Source organism: Streptomyces antioxidans, from assembly GCF_000968685.2.
Taxonomy (GTDB): domain Bacteria; phylum Actinomycetota; class Actinomycetes; order Streptomycetales; family Streptomycetaceae; genus Streptomyces; species Streptomyces antioxidans.
The window spans coordinates 247,059-267,684 of the sequence record NZ_LAKD02000027.1; the positions used below are offsets into that span (position 1 = coordinate 247,059).

The window sequence follows — 20,626 nt, forward strand, 5'->3', positions numbered from 1 at the left end:
GCCCGGCGTCAGTTCCGGCGGACCGACGCCCCCGCCAGGATCTCGCCCAGACCCTGGCGGGTGGCCGCCAGCACCACGCGGTCCTGGGGCCGCAGGGCATAACCGGGGTGCAGATCCCACACCAGGGCGGGCTCCTGCTGGATGACACCGTCATAAGGGTGCGCCGCCCCGAGGTCGCGTTGCCGGTCCGCGGGCTCGGCCGCGTCCAGCGCGATCACCCGCCAGGCACCCGGTACGAACGCCTCGGCGACGGTACGCCCCTCCAGCTGCGGATGCCCGGCGACGTTCAGGGCGGCGAAGAGCAGCACCCTGCGCTCGACCGGTATGGCACCGAGGATCTGACGCCCCATCATCGCCCCGGCGAACGCCGGAGCCGCCAGGCTGGAGACGCTGCGGCTGCGGGTGAGGGCCCGCGGATGGGCCGCGCGCAGCGTGCGGTAGACGGCGGTGGCGAAGCGGTCGTCATACAGGCGCAGGGCCACCCGCAGCCGGGGCTTGACCGAGCGGGCGTACAGCGTCGCCTCCAGGTTGGTGGTGTCGACGCTGGTCAGTGCGAGCAGGGCGTGGGCCCGCTGGATCTTGGCGGCCTCCAGGACGCCCTCCTGGGTGACATCGCCGAGGACCATCGGCACCCCCAGCCTGCGGGCCAGCGGAATGCCGCGCGCCCCGGGATCCTCTTCCACGCACACCACGGGGATGTCCATCTCCCGGAGTTTGGCCAGGACCCGGGTGCCGACCTTGCCGAGTCCGAGCAGCACGACATGGCCGGACAGGCCGCGCGGCGGGCGGCGCAGCGCGGACGCGGTGCGGAAGGTGCCCAGCGCTTCCAGCGCGGCGGCCACCAGGACGGGCAGCAGGAGCAATCCCGTCAGCCCGGACAGCAGTTGGAGGACCTTGCGTCCGGTCGGCTCGTCGAGCGCCGGGTCGTCGATCGCCAGGACGTCCAGCACCGTGAGGTAGGCCCCGTGGAGGAGTCCGTCTCCGGTGAGCCGCCAGGAGATGATGCTGAGGATGAGCACGGCGATCGCCATTCCGGCGACGGACCAGCGCAGTCGGCGGGACAACAGCGAGGCGAGCGGCAGTCTGCGGCGGCCGAGCCGCTGGGGCGGCAGCGGTGGGCCGATGGCCGAGACCGTCTCGAGCACCACCGTGTCACGTCCGGTGGCGGCGGCCACCTCCTCGTCTCCGGGAAGCAGCCTGGGCCCTTCGTCCCCGCTGCTGTCGGAGCCCTCGCTGCCGCCGGGGTCGCTGGTGGTGGACGAGAGCAGGGCGAGGGTGCACAGCCCCGGGCGGGCGACCTCGTCCGTGCCGGGCGGGGTGCGTTCGGCCGCGCGCAGCAGCAGCCCGTCGGCCTGGAGCACTTTGCTGGTGCCCGCCACGGCAGTGGCGGCGAGCGCGGGGGCCGCGGTGTCGGCGTCCGACAGTACGGTGGTGGTGGCGTCCAGCTCCGCCGGGTCCATGCCGGGATCGGCGACCCGCGCCGCCTCGTCGAGCAGTTCCTCCAGGTGCTGGCCCAGCTTGCGGTTGTAGAGCCGGATCACCAGTCGCAGCCGGGGGTTGAGGCGGCGGGCCCGCAGTGCGGCGTGGATGTTGGTCTCGTCGTCGTCATGGACCAGGGCCAGCGCCGTCGCCTGGTCCGCGCCCGCCTCGGTCAGCACCTCCTCGTCCAGTGCCGGCGCCTCCATGACCCGCACTCCCCCGTCCCCGGCGGGGTCGTCCGCGGACTGCCGGGGCAGCGGCACCCGTCCGACGGCCGCGCTGAACCTGCCGAAGAGCGCGGAGGTACGGCCTCCCGGCCGCCATCCCGCCATCCGCTGCCCGGCGGGGTCCGCCAGCGGAGCACCGCCGGGAATGACGACGGTCACCTGTGTCCGGTAGACGTCGTGGAGTTCGGCGGCGAGCCGGTGGGCGAGCGCATCGTCGCCGCAGACGACCATGTGGACCGTCCCCGAGGGAGACGGCCGGGCGGATGTGGAGGTGGAGAACACGACGGCGAAGCCCCCCGTTGGTTCCGTGGTGATCAAACCGTACCCGGTCCGCCGTCGAAGGGAGTTGACCGCGCCGCCGCCGAAGGGCGCGTGCCGCCGCTCACTCCCTTGGGGCTCCGCACCGCGCACAGCTGGTGAAGTCGGCGGTGTCCTGGATCGCGCCGCAGTCGGCGCACACCCTCTCCAGCCAGCAGGCGGGATCCCCGCCCCGGGGCTCGGCGGGCGCCGGGGCCGCCGTCCCCCGGTCCTGGTCGCGTGGCCCAGCCGTGTCACTCATCGTGTGCGCCTCCTGTTGTCAGGGCCTACGGCAAAAATAGGCGACGCTCCGCTCATTTCGCGCATGGCCGCCGTCAACTCCCGTGGCTCGCACGGCGTGGAGGCCTGCGCGTGCGGGTCCAGTCCACCAACTGCCGGGCCGTCCACGTGGTGATGACGCGCTCCGTCGGGACCCCGCACTCAGCGGCCCGGGCACAGCCGTTCGGCTGCCAGTCGAGCTGGCCGGGCGCGTGGGCGTCGGTGTCGATGGAGAAGAACGTCCCCGCCCGTACGGCCTCCCGCAGCAGCCTGCGCGGCGGATCCAGCCGCTCCGGGCGGCAGTTGATCTCCACGGCGGTGCCCGCCTCCGCGCAGGCGCCGAAGACCTCCTCGTGGTCGAAGGCCGACTCGGGGCGCTTGCCGCCGAGCAGCCGTCCGGTGCAGTGGCCCAGCACATCGACCAGCGGATCGCTGACGGCGGCGACCATCCGGCGGGTCATGGAGCGGGCGTCCATCCGCAGCTTGGAGTGGACCGAGGCCACCACCAGGTCCAACTCGTCCAGCAGCGCCGGCTCCTGGTCCAGGGAGCCGTCGGGGAGGATGTCGACCTCGATCCCGGTGAGCAGCTGGAACGGGGCGAGTTTTTCCCGCAGCTCCGCCACCACGTCCAGCTGGGCGCGCAGCCGGTCCACCGAGAGGCCGCGGGCCACCGTCAGCCGCGGGGAATGGTCGGTGAGCACCGCCCACTTGTGGCCCAGCCGCGCCGCCGTACGGGCCATCAGCTCGATCGGGGAACCGCCGTCGGACCAGTCCGAGTGCATATGGCAGTCCCCGCGCAGCGCGGCGCACAGCCTCGCCGCGTCCTCGTCGGGCTCGCGCCCGGCCTCGGCCTGCTCGGCCTCCAGCTTCGCCAGATACCCGGGCACCTGGTCCTTCAGCGCCTCCTGGACCACCTGCGAGGTCTTGGGGCCGAGCCCCTTGAGCGACCGCAGGGTGCCGTTCGCGGCACGCCGCTCCACCTCCCGGGGGTCGAGGTCGGCGAGCACCGACTGGGCCGTGCGGAAGGCACGCACCCGGTAGGTCGGGGCCTGGGCGCGCTCCAGGAGGAACGCGATCCGGTCCAGGGCCTCCAGGGGGTCCATCGGACGCTCCTCGCTGTGGGGGACGTGGCGTGGTGGGGACGAGCCGTGGCATAGGGCGTTCGTGCCTCAGGCGCGGCGGTGCGGGCGGCGGCCGGGGGGCTGATGGGGTTCGGGACGGGCCGTCAGCTCGTCGATGTGGCAGGTCCGGGGGGTCTTCTCGGAGACGGTGAGGGGCCGCCCGTAGTGCCGGATCTCCAGGGGGGCGCCCTCGGCCAGGGAGTAGGTGACGGAGCGGTTGGTGATCTCCACGTGCAGCCTCCGGCCCAGCACCTGCATGGTGAAGGCGAGCCGGGCCAGCTTCTCGGGCAGCTTGGGTGAGAACTCCAGCCTGCCGTCGCGGTGCCGCATTCCGCCGAACCCGGCGACCAGGGCGATCCAGGTGCCCGCGAGCGAGGCGATGTGCAGACCGTCGCGGGTGTTGTGCTCCAGGTCCTTGAGGTCCATCAGGGCCGCCTCGCCCAAGTAGTCGTAGGCGAGCCGCAGATGGCCGACCTCGGCGGCCATGACGGCCTGGGCGCACGCGGAGAGCGAGGAGTCCCGGACCGTCAGCCGCTCGTAGTAGTCGAAGTTGCGCGCCTTCTCCTCCTCGGTGAAGCACTCACCGCGCAGATACATCGCCAGCACCAGGTCGGCCTGTTTGACCACCTGTTTGCGGTACATGTCGAAGTACGGGAAGTGGAGCATCAGCGGGTACTGGTCCGGGCGCGTGCCCTGGAAGTCCCACTCCTGGTGGCCGGTGAAGTCCGCGGACTGCTCATGGACGCCCAGGGTCCTGTTGTACGGGACGGTCATGGACTCGGCGGCGTCCCGCCAGGCGGCGGCCTCCTCGTCGTCGACGCCCAGTTCGGCGCCCTTCTCCGGGTGGCGTTCGACGATGTCCGCGGCGGCCCGCAGATTCGACTGGGCCATGAGGTTGGTGTACACGTTGTCGTCCGCGACGGCGCTGTACTCGTCCGGGCCGGTCACCCCGTCGATGTGGAAGCGGCCGTGGTGGTCATGGTGGCCGAGGGAGCGCCACAGCCGGGCGGTCTCCACCAGCAGTTCCACGGCCGTCTCGCGCTCGAACTCCTCGTCGCCGGTGGCGGCCACATAGCGCACCACCGCGTCCGCCACATCGGCGTTGACGTGGAAGGCCGCGGTACCGGCCGGCCAGTAGGCGGAGCATTCGGAGCCGTCGATGGTGCGCCAGGGGAAGGCGGCGCCCTCGTGGCCCAGCTGCTGGGCCCGCTCCCGGGCGGCGGGCAGGATGGACTGGCGCCAGCGCAGCGCCTCGGCCACGGACTCGGGGAAGGTATGGGTGAGCAGGGGCAGGACGAAGGTGTCGGTGTCCCAGAACGAGTGGCCGTCGTAGCCGGAGCCGGTGAGGCCCTTGGCGGGGATGGCCCGTTCCTCGGCGCGGGCACCGGCCTGCAGCACATGGAAGAGGGCGAACCGCACGGCCTGCTGGATCTCGGCATCGCCGTCCACCTCGACGTCGGCGCGCGACCAGAAGTCCTCCAGCCAGGCGCGCTGCTGGTCCACCAGGCCGCGCCAGCCTGTGCTGGCGGCCCCGGCCAGCGCGGCCTCCACCTGGTCCCGTACGGCGGGCAGCGAGCGGGCGCCGGACCAGCCGTAGGCCACCAGCTTCTCCAGCCGCAGCACCTGGCCGGGCTCCAGCACCGAGGTGACGGTCAGCCGGGCGACGTCGTCGGCACTCTCGCTGGTGTAGCGGGTGGGCGGCGGCCCGGTGATCAGGTGGTCGGCGGCGGCCGCGATCCGCAGACAGCTGGCGTCGGTGCAGTGGATCAGCCGCAGCCGCTTGTCATTGGCGGCGTTCTCCTCGGGCTTCAGCGGGGACTCCAGGGCCTCGGCCACCCGGGGGTCACCGGCGCGCTCGGGCAGTTGCTCGTTGGCGACCAGTTCGGACTGGACGACGACGCGGATCTGGGCGTCGACGGCCTCCACCTCGTAGGCGACGGCGGCGATGGCCCGCTGGGTGAGGGAGACCAGCCGGGTGGAGCGGACCCGCACGCTGATGCCGGAGGGGGAGGTCCACTCGCAGGTGCGGTGGAGCAGTCCGCTCCGCAGGTCGAGCACCCGCTCGTGGGAGCGCAGCCGCCCGTAGCGCAGATCGAACGGCTCATCGTCCACCAGCAGCCGGATGACCTTGCCGTTGGTGACGTTGATCATGGTCTGGCCTGCCTCGGGATAGCCGTATCCGGCCTCGGCGTAGGGCAGGGGACGCCGTTCGTACACCCCGTTGAGATAGGAGCCGGGGAGGCCGTGGGGCTCCCCCTCGTCGAGGTTGGCGCGCCAGCCCACATGGCCGTTGGAGAGCGCGAAGACCGATTCGCTCTGGGGCAGCAGATCGAGCCTGAGATCGGTCTCCCGCAGCGCCCAGGGGTCGACGACATACGAGGAATCGGTGATCACGAGTCGTCCTCCAGCAGCTCGGCGAGATCCTTGACCACGATGTCGGCCCCGTGTGCGCGCAGCGCGTCGGCCTGGCCCACTCGGTCCACGCCGACGACACAGCCGAAGTGCCCGGAGTGCCCGGCCTCCATTCCCGCCAGGGCGTCCTCGAAGACGGCGGCCGCCTCGGGACCGACGGCCAGCTCCCGTCCGGCCGCCAGGAAGGTGTCGGGGTGCGGTTTGCCGGGCAGCTTGCGCTCGGCGGCGACCACACCGTCGATCCGCACCTCGAAAAGGTCCTCGATACCGGCGGCGATCAGCACATCGCGGCAGTTGGCGCTGGAGGAGACGACCGCGGTCCGCAGGCCCTCGGCACGCACGGCCTCCACGAAGCGCACCGAGCCCGGGTATGCCTCCACTCCCTCCTTACGGATCTTCTCGAGGACGAGGATGTTCTTACGGTTGCCCAGGCCGTACACGGTGTCCCGGTCGGGCGGGTCGTCCGGCTCGCCGTCGGGGAGCTCGATGCCCCGGGACGCCAGGAAGGTGCGCACCCCGTCGGCGCGCGGACGGCCGTCCACGTACTCGTCGTAGTCGCGGCCCGAGTCGAAGGGGCGGAAGGACGGGCCGTCGCGCCGTCGCAGATACTCGTCGAACATCTGCTTCCACGCCGCCGCGTGCACCACCGCGGTCCGGGTCAGCACACCGTCGAGGTCGAACAGGCAGGCTCGGATGCCATCGGGCAGGCAGAGCTTGGTCATGGCCCCCGATTCCCCCGGGAACGCAAGAGTATGCGGGGGAATGCGTGCCTTGCCCCGCCCGGCGCAGCGGGGCGCGCGTATCGCGCGTATCGCGCGAGGTCGGCGCGGGGCAGGCGAGCGTATGGCGCGGCGCGGGCACGCCCTCGGTGCGGGGCGGGCCCAGTGCGGACCGCGGCCGCTCAGCGCACGGGGGCGCTCGCTCGGGCAGTGGCGACACAGCGGGGCGCGACCGTGCGGGCCTCGTCGGCCAGTGCGGACAGCGGCCGCTCAGCGCACGGGGGCCGTTCAGCGGGGTGCGACGGTGCGGGCCTCGTCCGCGGAGCGGGTCGCGGCCTCCAGGATGGCGACGACCTCGCGGCCGAACCGTACGTCGCAGGGGTCGGCCGCGCCGCCGTCGCGGGCGGCGCCCAGCAGCCGGTCGACGGCCGTGGCGAAGGCGTCCACCGCCGTGGTTCCCGGCTCGGGCACCACGGCGATCCCCCGCTCACCGTAGAAGTCGCACGAGAACCCCTGGGCGGCTGGCCGGGCGTCCAGGGTGAGCGCGAGGGTGCCGATGGCGCCGGAGTGGTGGCGCAGCAGCACATGCGCCGCGCCGCGCGGCCCCTCGATGGCGGTGACCTCGGCCACCGGGCCGAGCACCGGCAGCAGTACGGACAGCGAGTGCGGGCCGACGTCCCACAGCCCGCCGCGCTCCCGCCGCCAGTGGGAGTCGCCGTAGTGGCCGCCGGGACGGAAGATCGAGGCGAAGGCGGTGGCACGGCCGCCGTCCCAGCCGCCGTCCGCCGCGGCCCGCTGGAGGAAGGTCTCGACGGGCGCCGCGAAGCGGTTGGTGAAGAACACGACCGAGGCCAGCCCGCGCTCGTCCACGGCGCGCACGATCCGGTCGGCCTCCTCGGTGCTGAAGGCCAGCGGCTTGTCCAGGAGCAGATGGCGCCCGGCCAGCGCGGCCCGCTCGGCGAGGCCGCTCTGGATGTCCGGCGGGAGGGCGATGGCCACCGCGTCCACGTCGGCGATCAGCGCGTCGGCGTCCGGGTAGGCCCGGGTGCCCCAGCGGTCCGCCAGCGCCTTCGCCTTCGCCGGATCGCGCCCCCAGACCCCGGCCAGTTCGGCCACGGGGTGCGCGGCGAGCGCCGCCGCGTGGGTCTCGGCCGCCCAGTGTCCGGTGCCCAGCACTCCGAAGCGCACTGTCCGTCCCCCTCCGTGCGAAGCCCCGGGCCCTTCCCCGGGTGTCGGCGGCGATCCTACGCCGGGGCGGCCCGGCCGGTGCCACCCCGCCGCTTCGGCCGACGGCGGTACACCGCTCCCCCGCTTGGCCGCGGGCGGATGCCGGTGGCCGGGGCCGGTGCCAGGGTGGGGCCACGGCCGGCCACGGTGCGGGTGACGGCCGAAGCCCACCCTCACCGCTGGAGGAACCCGTGGCCCGTGGCTCGTCGCGCTCCCTGTCCCGCGCACACCGGCGCCGTGCCACGGTCAGGGCCGCGGTGGCCCTGCTGCTGTGCGGGGCGGCGGTTCCGGCCTGCGCCTCCTCCAGCGAGCACCGGCCGGACCGGGCGGCGTCGGCGTCGGCGCGGCAGAGCGCGCTCCAGGCGTCGGCCGCGGCGCAGCGGAAGGCGGAGAAGAAGCGCGAGTTGGCCCGGCTGCTGCCGGGGATGCCGCCCCCGCTTGACCCGCAGGACCTCTACGCTGCCGACCGGCCGGGGAAGCTGTCCCGGACGGTGAAGGACTATCCGTCGCGGGTGTACGTACCCAATACGCTCGCGGACACGGTGAGCGTCATCGACCCGGAGAAGTTCAAGGTGATCCGTACGATCAGGGTCGGCCACCAGCCACAGCACGTGGTGCCCTCGTGGGATCTGAAGACGCTGTGGGTCAACAACGACCTGGGGAACACCCTCACCCCCATCAACCCGGCCAACGGCCGGGTGGGCCGCCCGGTGGACGTCCACGACCCGTACAACCTCTACTTCACCCCGGACGGGAAGTACGCCGTGGTGATGGCCTCCATGGACCGGGCGCTGGTCTTCCGGGACGCGCACACCATGAAGGTGGTCAAGTCGGTGCCGGTGGACTGCTACGGCGTGAACCACGCGGACTTCTCACCGGACGGGCGCTACTTCATCGTCTCGTGCGAGTTCTCCGGTGAGCTGCTGAAGGTGGACACGGCGAAGAAGAAGGTGGTCGCCAAGCAGCGGCTGCCGATCGCCGGGGCGATGCCGCAGGACGTCAAGATCTCGCCCAACGGCAAGACCTGGTACATCGCCGACATGGTGGCGAACGGCCTGTGGGTGCTCAACGGCGACACCTTCGGCAAGCCGCGGCTGATGCCCACCGGAAAGGGCACCCACGGCCTCTACGTCAGCCGCGACTCCCGCTCCATGTACATCTCCAACCGCGGCGAGGGCACCATCTCGGTGCTGTCCTTCAAGACCGGCAAGCTGGTGCGGCGGTGGCGGCTGCCCGGCGGCGGCAGCCCCGACATGGGCGGGGTGTCCGCCGACGGCAAGGTGCTGTGGCTCTCGGGCCGCTACAACGCCGAGGTCTACGCGATCGACACCCGCACCGGGCGGTTGCGCGCCCGGATCCCGGTCGGCGGCGGCCCGCACGGGCTCGCGGTCTATCCGCAGCCCGGCCGCTACTCCCTCGGCCACACCGGAATCTTCCGCTGAGGCGGCGCTTCCGGTTCCGCTGGGGCGGTGGCCTGGGACCAGCTGCATAGCCTGCTTATATAGAGGCATGATATAAAACTAGATGTGGAGTACACACAGCAGTCCGGCGCCCGGGAACCCGACGCCCCCGCCACCCGTGAGGAGGTCGCGGCGGCGCTGGAGCAGCTGGCGTTCCTCGCGGTTCGCCATCTGACCAACCGGGACATCAGCTTCACCGCGGCCTCGACCCTCGGCCGTCTCAGCCGGGAGGGCCCGTCCCGCCTCACGGCCCTGGCCACCGACGAGGGCGTCACCCAGCCCTCGATGACCCAGCTCATCCAGCGGCTGGAGCGGCAGGATCTGGTGACCCGGGTCGACGATCCGCACGACGGGCGGGTGGTCCTGGTGGCCATCACCGACGCCGGGCGGGAGCTGCTCGCCGAGCGGCGCCGCGGCCGTACGAACCGGCTCGCCGAACTGCTGGCCACCCTCTCCCCCGAGGACGAACAGGCACTCGCCGACGCCGTCCGCGCCGCCACCCCCGCCTTCCAGCGGCTGGTCGAGAGCGCGGCGCGGGCGCGGAAGTCCCCGGGAGACACCGCGTCTTGATCACCCGGCACCCTGCCGCGCCACGGCTCGCCATGTCGTCACGGCTCGGGCCCCGAACGACGGAGCATCATTTGTCCGCTCAACCCAGCGCCTCCAACCCCTTCAAGCAGCCGAAGGCCGTCTGGGCGGTCGCCTTCGCCTGTGTGATCTCCTTCATGGGCATCGGCCTCGTGGATCCGATCCTGCCCTCCCTCTCCGCCAAGCTGCACGCCACGCCCAGCCAGGTGTCGCTGCTGTTCACCAGCTATCTGGTGGTCACCGCCGTCGCCATGCTGGTCACCGGATTCGTCTCCAGCCGTATCGGCGCCAAGCGCACCCTGGTGGCCGGTCTGGTGCTGATCGTGGTCTTCAGCGCGGCGGCCGGGGCGTCCGGCAGCATCGACGGCATCGTCGGCTTCCGGGCCGGATGGGGGCTGGGCAACGCCCTGTTCATCGCCACCTCGCTGGCCGTCATCGTGGGCTCGGCCAGCGGTGGCTTCGCCGGCGCGATCATCCTCTACGAGACCGCGCTGGGCATCGGCATCGCGATCGGGCCACTGCTGGGTGGTGAGCTCGGCGCGATCAGCTGGCGCGGGCCGTTCTTCGGCGTGGCGGTCCTGATGGCCATCGCGCTGATCGCGACCATCGTGCTGGTCGAGCCCACCCCGACTCCAGTGCGCAAGGCCTCGATCGCCGACCCGATCAAGGCGCTGCGCCACCGCGGGCTGCTCACCATGGGGCTGACCGCGCTCTGCTACAACTGGGGCTTCTTCACGGTGCTGGGCTACGCCCCGTTCCCGATGGACCTGGGCACCCATGAGCTGGGCTATGTCTTTACCGGCTGGGGTGTGCTCGTCGCACTCTTCTCGGTCTTCGGCGCCCCCTGGCTGCAGGCACGGCTCGGCATAGCCCGCTCCCTGTATCTGAACCTGGCGCTGTTCGCCCTCGACATCCTCGTCATCGGCCTCTTCACCGACTCCAGGACGACGCTGATCGTGGCGGTGATCGTGGCGGGCGCCTTCATCGGGATCAACAACACCATCACCACCCAGGCGGTGATGACCGTCGCCCCCGTCGAACGGCCCGTCGCCTCCGCCTCCTACGGGTTCGTCCGCTTCATCGGCGGCGGTCTGGCCCCGTACGCGGCGGGCAAGATCGCCGAGCACAACGGGGTGCATCTGCCCTTCTACATCGGGGCGGCGGCGGTCGCGCTGGGCATCGGCGTCCTGGCCACCGGCCACTCGCTGCTCGCCGAGGCCGAGCGCGTCCAGGCGGCGGAAGCGGCCGGACACACCCCGGCCGAGGAGCGGCGCGAGACGCTGGAGAAGCAGGCGCTGGCCGAGGAGCTCGGCTCGGCGGGCTGACGCGGGACGGGGCCCCGGCGGGCCCCGTCAGATCCGCGGAATTCTCAGATCCGCCAGGAGCGGATGTGACTGGCCGCGTCGAAGGCGTCGGACTTCCCCGAGAGGATGTCGCGGACCAGGTCGATCAGCGCCCCGTACGGCGGGTCGATGCCCTCCCCGGAGGCGTGCATATAGGCGACCGCGGTCGCGGCGGCGAACCGCGCGTTGCTCGCCGGGAGCGGTCTGAGCAGCGCGATGGTGTGCAGCAGGGCCGCGGCCCGCCACGCGGGGTCGGGATCGACGCCCAGGCGCGGCGGGTCGACGCGGTGGCGGGCGACGGCCGCGACCAGACCCGAGAAGTCCGAGATGGCCGGCTGTTCCGGCATGACCTCCTCATGGCGCTGCAGCAGCCAGGGGACGTCGATATGCAGCAGCGGGGCCATGGTCAGGCGGCCTGCCCGGGCTGGCGGTGCTCATCGTCGGGGAACGCGTCCGCGAAAGCGTCGGCGTTGTCCGCGAAGAACCGCCGGAAGACCTCGGCACCCTCCTGGAGAGCGCGGTGACGCGCGATGTCGCCCACCGTCGCCTCGCGCACGAGGGCTTTCATGGTGGTACCGCGCTCCTTGGCGATCTGCCGGAGGTCCTCCAGTTCCCGATCGCTGAATTCCACGTTGAGTGCTGACATGGGGACACCCTACTCACCGGGTACCCCGTCAGCAATCGCCGCAGTTCAGATCGTATTTTTGTAGGTACTTGACAAACCTTTCCGGTCATGAGGGACGGCTACGGCCCGGGACCGGACGGCCGTCGGGCCCGATCCGGACGAACGGCTCGCGCACCTCGCGGTCCAGCAGGCTCCGGTACGCGGCGGGGCGGCGGAAGGCGTCTCCCCAGGTCTCCCGGCGCCGGTTGTCCCGCAGCGCGTCGAGGTCGAAGACCGCGGGATAGACCCCCTCGGCCTCGCCCGCCTCGACCACCAGGGTGTCCCGCGACCGCCCGTCCACGAAGGCGACGCCGTCGTGGGCGACGGAGTGCCCCCAGCCGGGCCCGGCGTAGTTGGCCATCGCCATCCCGGTCATGTTCTCCACCGCGCGGGAGCGGAACTGGGAGAGCCGGTTGATCTCCAACTCACAGGCGTTCGGGGTGAGGACGATCTCCGCCCCGGCGAGCATCAGGGCGCGGGCGCTCTCCGGGAACTCGCGGTCGTAACAGATCATCGCCCCGGTCATCACCTCGCCCACCGCCGTGTCCAGGGCGCACACCTCGAACCCCGCCCCCGGGGTCAGCCCGGCCTCGGGCAGGTCGAAGGCGCAGGTGTGCACCTTGGCGTAGGTCAGCACCAGGCGGCCGTGGCGGTCGATGAGGGAGAGGGTGTTGCGCGGGGGTCCGTCCCAGCGCTCCAGATAGGTGAGCGCGATGGCCATCTCGAGCTCGGCGGCCAGCTCGCGGAAGCGGGTGACGAAGGGCGAGTCGCGGGTGATGGGCTCGCCGAGCCAGACGGGCTCGGGCCACGGCCCGGCAGGGGCCCGGTCGCCGTCCCACAGCGAGGGATGGCGGTAGACGTCGCCGTCGGCGGAGCCTTCGGGGATGGCGCAGCTGTAGCCGTTGCTCCACATCTCGGGGAAGAGCGCGATATCGGCGCCGAGCGCCCGCGCCCGGCGGCAGGCCGCCTCGCCGAGGGCGAGGTTCACCGGCAGATCGGGCCCCGGCGGGGCGAGTTGGAGCAGGGCGACGGTGAGGTTGGTCATGACGGATGCCTCCTTCGGTACCTGATGGCGCGGGGCTATGCGAAGGAGGTCGCCCGGTGGACCCCGGGGGCGGGGCGGGTGTCAAAGCATGCCGCCACGCTACCCGCGCGCGAGGTGGGTCCGCGAGGGGGCGTCACTTCCGGATCCCGGCGGCGGAAGCGGGTAGGGCTGCCCGTACGGCGTGATCGCCGAAGGGACCGGCCACGAGGAATGGAGTACGCGGTGAGGATCGAGTCGGCCGAGGTCGTCGTCACCAGTCCGGGACGCAATTTCACCACTCTGCGCATCGTCACCGAGGACGGTGTCACGGGTCTGGGGGACGCCACGCTCAACGGCCGTGAGCTGGCCGTCGCCTCCTATCTGCGGGACCACGTGGTGCCGCTGCTGCTCGACCGGGACGCCTCGCGCATCGAGGACACCTGGCAGTATCTGTACCGCGGTGCGTACTGGCGGCGGGGGCCGGTGACCATGGCCGCCATCGCGGCCGTCGACACCGCGCTGTGGGACATCAAGGCCAAGGCCGCCGGGATGCCGCTGTACCAGCTGCTGGGCGGGGCGTCGCGCCGCGGGGCGCTGGCCTACGGACACGCCTCCGGGCGGGACGTCCCCGAACTGCTCGACTCCGTCCGCGCCCATCTGGAGCGGGGCTACCGCGCGATCCGCGTCCAGACCGGCATCCCCGGGCTGGCCTCGGTCTACGGGGTGGCCTCCGCCAGCGCGGGAGGCGGGGAGCGCTATGACTACGAACCGGCGCGCCGGGGGTCGGGGCCCCGGGTGCTGCCCGCCGAGGAGAGCTGGGACACCCGGGCGTATCTGCGCCATCTGCCGACCGTGTTCGAGGCCGTCCGGGCCGAGTTCGGCCCGGAGCTGCCGCTGCTGCACGACGGCCACCACCGGATGACACCGATCCAGGCGGCCCGGCTGGGCAAGGCGCTGGAACCGTACGACCTGTTCTGGCTGGAGGACGCCACGCCCGGTGAGGACCAGGCCGCGCTGCGGCTCATCCGGCAGCACACCACCACTCCGCTGGCCATCGGCGAGGTGTTCAACCACGTCCACGACTACACCACGCTGCTGAGCGAGCGGCTGATCGACTATGTGCGCTCGGCGGTCACCCACACCGGCGGGGTCACCGCCATGCGCAAGCTGCTGGACCTGGCCGCGGTCTACGGGATCAAGTCCGGTATGCACGGCCCCACCGACATCTCCCCCGTGGGCATGGCCGCGGCGCTCCACCTCGACCTGGCCATCCACAACTTCGGCATACAGGAGTACATGCCGCACGGCGCCGACACCCTGGAGGTCTTCCGCACCTCCTTCCGCTTCGAGGACGGGCTGCTGCATCCGTCCGACACCCCGGGCCTGGGCGTCGAGCTGGACACCGAGGCCGCCGGGCGGTTCCCGTACCAGCCCGCGTATCTGCCGGTGAACCGGCTGGCGGACGGCACGGTGCACGACTGGTGAACGGAGGTACGGTGAGCCGCGTCGCCGTAGCAGAGAAGAGGGAGCATGGAGCAGCGTGAGTTCGGCCGGCTCGGCCGGAAGGTCTCGGTCGTGGGGCTGGGCACCTGGCAGCTGGGCGCGGACTGGGGCGAGGTCGACGAGAACGACGCCCTGACCGTGCTGGACACGGCCGTCGAAGCGGGTGTGACGTTCTTCGACACGGCCGATGTGTACGGGGACGGGCGCAGCGAGCAGCTCATCGGGCGGTATCTGAGGTCGCGCCCGGACGCCGGGATCTTCGTGGCCACCAAGATGGGGCGGCGGCTGCCGCAGCTGGCGGAGAACTACGCCCTGGACAACTTCCGCGCGTGGACCGACCGTTCGCGGGCCAATCTGGGCGTGGACACCCTGGACCTGGTCCAGCTGCACTGCCCGCCGTCCCCGGTGCACTCCTCGGCCGAGGTCTTCGACGCGCTGGACACGCTGGTGGCCGAGGAGCGGGTGGCGGCGTACGGGGTGAGCGTCGAGACGTGTGCGGAGGCGCTGGCGGCGATCGCGCGTCCGGGTACGGCGAGTGTGCAGATCATCCACAACCCATTCCGGCTCAAGCCGCTGGAGGAGGTGGTGCCGGCGGCGCGGGAGGCCGGTGTGGGGATCATCGCGCGGGTGCCGCTGGCGTCCGGCCTGCTGTCGGGGAAGTACACCAAGGACACCGTCTTCGCCGAGAACGACCACCGCACCTTCAACCGGCACGGCGAGATGTTCGACCAGGGCGAGACGTTCTCCGGCGTGGGCTTCGAGGAGGGCGTCGAGGCGGCGGTGGAGTTCGCCGGGCTGGCACCGCAGGGAGCCACCCCCGCACAGACGGCGCTCCGGTGGATCATCCAGCAGCCTGGCGTGACCTCGGTCATCCCGGGGGCGCGTTCGCCCGAGCAGGCTCGGGCGAACGCGGCTGCGGCGGGGCTGCCCCCGCTGCCGGGCGCCACGCTGGAGGCCGTAGGGGACCTGTACGACCGGCGGATCCGGGCCCGGGTGCACCATCGCTGGTAGCCGCCCGGAGGAGCGTCAGCCACTCGCGCTCGACGGGCGGTCCGGTGCCGGGGCCATGTGATTACCGCGGGAAACCGTGTCCCAGGGAGGCGCCGGCCTCCGGCGCCCCCAGGGAGTTCGGCCCGAAGGAGACGACACCGCCCGCGGTCAGGCCGTCCGTCTGGCCGCGCAGCACCCAGGCCGCACCGCTGGTGGACTGGGCACCGTCCTCGTCGGGCGCGCCCACGGCCAGGTCGTCCTTGCCGTCGCCGTCGGTGTCGGCGAGCCCGGTAGCCAGGGCGAAGTGGTCGCCCGCCTCCGCGGCACCGGGGACACCGGCGGTGTCCTGGGTGAACGCCTGGGCGCCGGTGCCGGACAGCCCGCCCCGGCCGCCGTAGAGCTGGACGACGCTGCCCGCCTCCTTGACCGAGTCCAGGGCCTCGTACGGGATGCCGACGGCGATGTCCGCGTAGCCGTCCCCGTTGACGTCGCCGGAGCTGAGCGAGTAGCCGAACTGGTCGCCGTCCTCGTTGACGCCGGGGACGCCCGCGGTGTTCTGGTCGATGGTCGTGGTGCGGGTGGTACTCGGCCCCGACGCGGTGCCGTAGAGGACCTTGAGGGTGCCGTGGTCGTACGGCAGGTTCTCGACGACGTTGCCGGGGACGGTGCGCAGGACCAGATCGCCGTGGCCGTCCTTGTCGACGTCGCCGATGGTCGCGGAGGCGGCGTCGGTGAGGTCGGCGGCCTTCTGCGACAGCCCCTTGTCGTCACCCTTGAAGAACAGGCTGGACTGGGACATCTCCTCGAAGGCGTGGGTGGAGACGAGGTCGTCCTTGCCGTCGCCGGTGATGTCGCCCGCGGTCAGACTGGTCGGCGCGTCGAACCGGCCGGTGTCGGAGAAGGAGCCGCCCCCGTCCTCGCCGTCCCGGGTGAACGGGCCGAGGCGGACGCGCACCCCGGTCTTCTCGTCCTCCGAGCCCTCGTCGGTGGTGACCACGTCGGCCAGGTCGGCGTGGCCGTCACCGTTGAAGTCACCGCCCGCGATGACGCTGTCGCCCCAGGTGTCACCGTTGCCCGCGGGCAGCTGGGTGCCGCCGGTCAGTCCGCTCGGCGAGCCCCACAGGACCGTGATGGCCGGGGACTTGCCGGTCTGGATCGCCAGATCGGTATGGCCGTCGCCGTCCAGGTCGCGGGTGACGGTGTGGGCCCCGAAGAACGCCGACGCGGCGGGGTCGCCGGGGACGCCCTCGGTCGCCTGACTGATGACCTGGCGGTGGGCGGTGTCCGCACCGGAGGCGGAGCCGTAGACGACGGCGACGTAGCCCGCCTCGGCCTTGCCGTCCACCGTGCCGGTGGGGGCGGAGACGGCCAGGTCGGCGCGTCCGTCCTTGTTGAAGTCGACCTTCGGGGCGGCGGCCGCGGCGGGGCGGGCCCCGGCGGCGCCCGCGGAGGGTACGGCGAGTAGGGCGGGGGTGGTCACAAGCGCGGCCACCGTCGCGCAGCGCACGACGGTGATGAGGGAACGGGGGCGCACACTTCCTCCTGCTCGTAGCTGAGCGTCTGCCTCATGAATGAGCGTTTACCTCATGTACACCCAGCTGGACCCGTGACGTCGCCTCAGGGTTGCACGGCCGCTTCCACCGCTTTCCCTAGACCCTCAGCCCGTCAGCCCGTCGGCCCGCCAGTCCCTGAGTCCATCTCGTCCGCGTAGCGGAGTACGCCCATCAGATGGGTCTCGTCGATCTCTTCCTCGGGCGCCGCCACGCACTCGGTCAGCCGTTTGGTGAGGGTGTCGGGGTGGATCCCGGTGCCGATCATCACCAGCTGGGTGGTGCGGGGCTCATCGCCCTCCCAGGGCGAGAGCTGGAAGCGGAGGTACGAGCCGACCGCGTGCAGCCCGAACTTCCGGTCCCGGCCCGCGCCCGCGAAGTGGAGGAACCCCTTGGCGCGGTAGAGGCCCAGCGGGCGGCTGTCGAGGAACTCCATCAGCCGCCGCGGGTGGAGCGGTTCGGCCGAGGAGAACTCCACGCTCTCGTAGGCGGCGTGGAGATGGTGGCCGTGGTCTTGGCCGTCGCCGTGGATGTCGTCACCGCACCCGTCGGCGCCGTGCGCCCCGTCGGCCTGCGCATCGGCATCGGCATCGGCCCATACATCGGCGAACGAGAGCTGCCGGAAGCCTTCCTCGGCGGTCTCGCGGGGCTGGTGGTCAAAGAGGAGCGCGGGGTCCACCCGTCCGTGTACGGCGCTCACGACCGGCACGCCGGGGGCGATCTCCTGAAGGCTCTCCAGCAGACCATGCCGCTCGTCCTCGGCGACGCGGTCGGTCTTGTTGAGCACGACGAGGTCCGCGGCACGGACATGGCGCTCGAGCTCGGGGTGGCGCAGGCGGGTGTCCGGGAACTCCGCGGCGTCCACGACCTCCACCAGACCGCCGTAGACGATCCGCTCATTGCCGCTGGACAGCAGTGCGCGGATCATGCTCTGCGGCTCGGCGAGGCCGCTGGCCTCGATCACCACGACATCGATGCGCAGCTCGGGATCGGTGAGCCGGTCGAGCATCCCGTCCAGCTCGGTGGCGTCCGCCGCGCAGCACAGACAGCCGTTCTCGATCGGGATCATCGAATCGACCTGTCCGGCGACGGCCAGGGCGTCGATGTTGATCGAGCCGAAGTCATTGACGATGACGCCGATCCGGATGTCCGCGCTGTCCCGCATCAGCTGGTTGAGCATCGTCGTCTTGCCGGAGCCCAGAAAACCCGTGACGAGGATGACCGGAATCCGTTGTGTGGCCAAGGCTGTGTCTCCGTGCGGCGGTCCGTGGTGATCTGGGCGGACCGCCTATGGTATCCGGCCGCCGATGACCATGTCGCGCATGTGACCGTGGCCCGCCACGCCGGGCGCGGCGGGCCACATGTCGTTAACGCTTCCGGAGCGGAGCCCGTCAGGGGATCTCGATCCCCGCCTCGGCCGAGAGCCGGTCGATCTCGGCCAGCTCGGCGTCGCTGAACTCGGGCGCGTCCAGCACCGCCACGTTCTGCTCCAGCTGGGCGACGCTGCTCGCGCCGATCAGCACCGAGACCACCCGGGGGTCCCGCAGCACCCATGCGAGCGCCAGCTGGGCGAGGGTCTGACCGCGCCCCTCCGCGAGCTTGTTGAGGGCGTGCAGCAGGCCCAGCCGCTCCTCGGTGAGGGTCTCGCGCTTGAGGAAGTGGCCGAGCGCCATGCGCGAATCCTCGGGCACCCCGTGCAGATAGCGGTCGGTGAGCTGCCCCTGCGCCAGCGGCGAGAAGGCGATGACCCCGACGCCCGCCTCGGCGGACGCCTGGAGCACCCCGCCCTCGACGCCGCGCTGGAGGAGCGAGTACGGGTACTGGTTGATCAGGTACGGGGTGCGCAGCTCCTTCAGGATCGCGGCGGCCTCGGCGATCGCCTCCGGCGGGTAGTTGGACACGCCCGCGTAGAGCGCCTTGCCCTGGCGCACCGCGCTGTCGAGGGCGACCATGGTCTCCTCGATCGGGGTGTCCGGGTCGAAGCGGTGGGAGTAGAAGACATCGACGTAGTCCAGACCCATCCGGGCCAGCGACTGGTCGAGGCTGGCGAGGACGTACTTGCGCGAACCCCACTCGCCGTACGGCCCCGGCCACATGAGGTGCCCCGCCTTGGTGGCGATGAAGAGCTCATCGCGGTAGGGGCGGAAGTCCTGGGCGAAGATCGAGCCGAAGTTGCTCTCGGCGCTGCCGGGCGGCGGACCGTAGTTGTTGGCCAGGTCGATATGAGTGACGCCGAGGTCGAAGGCGCGGCGCAGCACCGCGCGCTGGGTCTCCAGGGGGTGGGTGTCGCCGAAGTTGTGCCACAGGCCGAGCGAGACCTTCGGAAGCAGCACACCGCTGCGGCCGCAGCGCTGGTACTGCATGGAGTCGTAGCGGTTCTCGGCGGCGAGGTGGACCATGCGCGTCGTCCTTGTCCGTACGGTGCGGTTGGGGCGGGCGGGCCGTGGGGACGGACCGCCCGCCTGAGCTTGTCAGCTTTGGGCCAAAGTGGCGACCTCATTAGCGCTGAGTGTCCGGCCGTACACGCGGACGTCGCGGGGGTGGATCAGACGAAGGTCTGACGCTGCAGCCAGAGGTCCCTGGCGGTTCCGCTGCCCTGGATGAAGACGTAGAGCAGGTTCTCCTCGTTGAGGATGGGGACGCCGACGCCCGCGGAGCCGATGACCCCACCGAGGGACTGGAAGCCGCTGTAGGCCGTGCCGTTCTCGGTGTTCTGCACGGCGACCCACAAGGCGTTGTCGGTGGCCTTGATGAACACGTTGACCCGGCCGTCCTGGGCCAGGGCGCAGGTGGGCCGCCAGACGATCTGGGCGCCGAGGCTCACGGCGGCGCCGAACGTGTCGTAGTCGTCGCTCTGTCCGACCCGCCGGACGGACCCGTCGGACCCCCGGTAGAAGATCTGCACCCGGCCCGCCGCGTCCAGGCACACCGAGGGGCGGCTGGTCACATTGCTGGCGTTGAGGGAGAAGGGCTCCCAGAGGGTGGAGTTCGGGGTCTGCTGCTGGATGGTGTACAGCGTCTCGCCCGCGCCCTTGACCGCCACCACGAGCCGCCCTCCGCCGTCGAGGATCGGCGAGGGCGTGGCGAATATGCCGCCCCCCAGCGAGGTGGCGGGGGTGTAGGTCTCGTACTGCAGGTTCTGGTTGCGGATGTACCACAGGGCGTTGTCGGTGCCGGGGAAGAACACATAGATGCGGCCGTCGGCGCCGAGCGCCGCGGCCGGGTCGTCCCCGATGCCGGTGACCAGGGTCTGGGGCGGTCCGTAGCCGGAGTTGATGGAGGTCTGGGTGATGACCTCCAGATTGTTGCTCGGGGTGCGGTAGAAGACCCGGACCTTTCCGTCCTTGCCGCGGACCGGCGCCGGGATTCCGGCGACGGACAGACCCGGATACTGCTGCCACGGCCCCCAGGCGCCGTCGCGGGCCTCCACCCTGCTCCACAGGACGTTCGACCCGCCCCGGATGAAGACCTGCACCCGGTCGTCGGCGAACGCGACCGGGGCGGGCTCGGAGTGGATGCCGCCCTGAAGATTGATCCAGGTGCCCCAGACGGTGCCTGGGGTGGTGGAAACGACCATGAGAGGACCTCCCTCTTCTCGTGAGGCCTCGTGAGGTCTCGTGAGGCCACGAGAGTGTGCGGATACACCGTCAATTCCCGGGGCAAGCATGGCGGATACCCGAAGAAGGCAAGATGTATGGATATGACCGACTCATTGCCATGTGAGACTGATATTGGATTGGATG

The 20,626-nt window shown here is 71.6% G+C and carries 18 protein-coding genes; 5 read left to right on the plus strand and 13 right to left on the minus strand.

From position 1 onward, the window contains the following. Positions 1-8: 8 nt before the first annotated feature. From VT50_RS11245 to VT50_RS11265, 6 genes are all read right to left on the minus strand, one after another. Positions 9-1,937, minus strand: coding sequence for an NAD-binding protein (locus VT50_RS11245; RefSeq protein WP_046084152.1), 1,929 nt, complete (start codon positions 1,935-1,937; stop codon positions 9-11). Positions 1,938-2,088: 151 nt separating this feature from the next. Continuing rightward, positions 2,089-2,265: a hypothetical protein gene (locus VT50_RS39570; protein WP_167396594.1), complete on the minus strand. Its 177-nt coding sequence runs from the start codon at positions 2,263-2,265 to the stop codon at positions 2,089-2,091. Between the two features lie 73 nt (positions 2,266-2,338). Continuing rightward, the gene (locus VT50_RS11250) at positions 2,339-3,385 is read right to left on the minus strand and encodes a PHP domain-containing protein (RefSeq protein ID WP_046084153.1); all 1,047 of its coding nucleotides are present in this window, start codon (positions 3,383-3,385) and stop codon (positions 2,339-2,341) included. A gap of 66 nt (positions 3,386-3,451) precedes the next feature. After that, positions 3,452-5,797 carry a glycoside hydrolase family 65 protein gene (locus VT50_RS11255; RefSeq protein ID WP_046084154.1) on the minus strand — a complete coding sequence of 782 codons (2,346 nt, stop codon included), beginning with the start codon at positions 5,795-5,797 and terminating at the stop codon, positions 3,452-3,454. Beyond that, positions 5,794-6,537, minus strand: a complete 744-nt coding sequence (locus VT50_RS11260) for an HAD family hydrolase (protein WP_046084155.1) — start codon at positions 6,535-6,537, stop codon at positions 5,794-5,796. The genes VT50_RS11255 and VT50_RS11260 overlap by 4 nt, the downstream gene beginning before the upstream one ends. Before the next feature lie 285 nt (positions 6,538-6,822). Then, positions 6,823-7,722 carry a Gfo/Idh/MocA family protein gene (locus VT50_RS11265; protein ID WP_046084156.1) on the minus strand — a complete coding sequence of 300 codons (900 nt, stop codon included), beginning with the start codon at positions 7,720-7,722 and terminating at the stop codon, positions 6,823-6,825. 230 nt (positions 7,723-7,952) lie between these two features. Between VT50_RS11265 and VT50_RS11270 the strand changes: the two genes are divergently transcribed. The 3 genes from VT50_RS11270 to VT50_RS11280 all read left to right on the plus strand — a co-directional run bounded on the left by VT50_RS11270 (position 7,953) and on the right by VT50_RS11280 (position 11,134). After that, positions 7,953-9,203, plus strand: coding sequence for a YncE family protein (locus VT50_RS11270; RefSeq protein ID WP_046084157.1), 1,251 nt, complete (start codon positions 7,953-7,955; stop codon positions 9,201-9,203). A gap of 84 nt (positions 9,204-9,287) precedes the next feature. Continuing rightward, a complete protein-coding gene (locus VT50_RS11275) occupies positions 9,288-9,791 on the plus strand; it encodes a MarR family winged helix-turn-helix transcriptional regulator (RefSeq protein WP_053048416.1) in 504 nt (167 codons plus the stop codon). Between the two features lie 71 nt (positions 9,792-9,862). After that, entirely contained in the window at positions 9,863-11,134 is a 1,272-nt protein-coding gene (locus VT50_RS11280; protein ID WP_075200243.1) for an MFS transporter, read from the plus strand. Between the two features lie 44 nt (positions 11,135-11,178). On the opposite strand, the gene VT50_RS11285 is transcribed toward VT50_RS11280, so the two are convergent. From VT50_RS11285 to VT50_RS11295, 3 genes are all read right to left on the minus strand, one after another. Then, positions 11,179-11,556, minus strand: a complete 378-nt coding sequence (locus VT50_RS11285) for a hypothetical protein (protein ID WP_046084158.1) — start codon at positions 11,554-11,556, stop codon at positions 11,179-11,181. Positions 11,557-11,558: 2 nt separating this feature from the next. Continuing rightward, entirely contained in the window at positions 11,559-11,798 is a 240-nt protein-coding gene (locus VT50_RS11290) for a hypothetical protein (RefSeq protein ID WP_046084159.1), read from the minus strand. Between the two features lie 85 nt (positions 11,799-11,883). After that, positions 11,884-12,861, minus strand: coding sequence for a carbon-nitrogen hydrolase family protein (locus VT50_RS11295; RefSeq protein ID WP_046084160.1), 978 nt, complete (start codon positions 12,859-12,861; stop codon positions 11,884-11,886). A gap of 222 nt (positions 12,862-13,083) precedes the next feature. Here VT50_RS11295 and manD point away from each other — a divergent pair, with 222 nt between their 5' ends. Continuing rightward, positions 13,084-14,325, plus strand: coding sequence for a D-mannonate dehydratase ManD (manD, locus tag VT50_RS11300; RefSeq protein WP_046084213.1), 1,242 nt, complete (start codon positions 13,084-13,086; stop codon positions 14,323-14,325). 45 nt (positions 14,326-14,370) lie between these two features. Beyond that, positions 14,371-15,354, plus strand: a complete 984-nt coding sequence (locus tag VT50_RS11305; RefSeq protein WP_046084161.1) for an aldo/keto reductase — start codon at positions 14,371-14,373, stop codon at positions 15,352-15,354. A 61-nt stretch (positions 15,355-15,415) separates the two neighbouring features. Here VT50_RS11305 and VT50_RS11310 read toward each other — a convergent pair whose 3' ends face one another. From VT50_RS11310 to VT50_RS11325, 4 genes are all read right to left on the minus strand, one after another. Further along, positions 15,416-16,867, minus strand: coding sequence for an FG-GAP and VCBS repeat-containing protein (locus VT50_RS11310; RefSeq protein ID WP_046084162.1), 1,452 nt, complete (start codon positions 16,865-16,867; stop codon positions 15,416-15,418). A 131-nt stretch (positions 16,868-16,998) separates the two neighbouring features. After that, positions 16,999-18,126: a CobW family GTP-binding protein gene (locus VT50_RS11315; RefSeq protein ID WP_046084163.1), complete on the minus strand. Its 1,128-nt coding sequence runs from the start codon at positions 18,124-18,126 to the stop codon at positions 16,999-17,001. A gap of 148 nt (positions 18,127-18,274) precedes the next feature. Beyond that, positions 18,275-19,282, minus strand: a complete 1,008-nt coding sequence (locus tag VT50_RS11320; protein WP_046084164.1) for an aldo/keto reductase — start codon at positions 19,280-19,282, stop codon at positions 18,275-18,277. Positions 19,283-19,428: 146 nt separating this feature from the next. After that, a complete protein-coding gene (locus tag VT50_RS11325) occupies positions 19,429-20,460 on the minus strand; it encodes a PLL family lectin (RefSeq protein ID WP_079343816.1) in 1,032 nt (343 codons plus the stop codon). Positions 20,461-20,626: the final 166 nt, after the last annotated feature.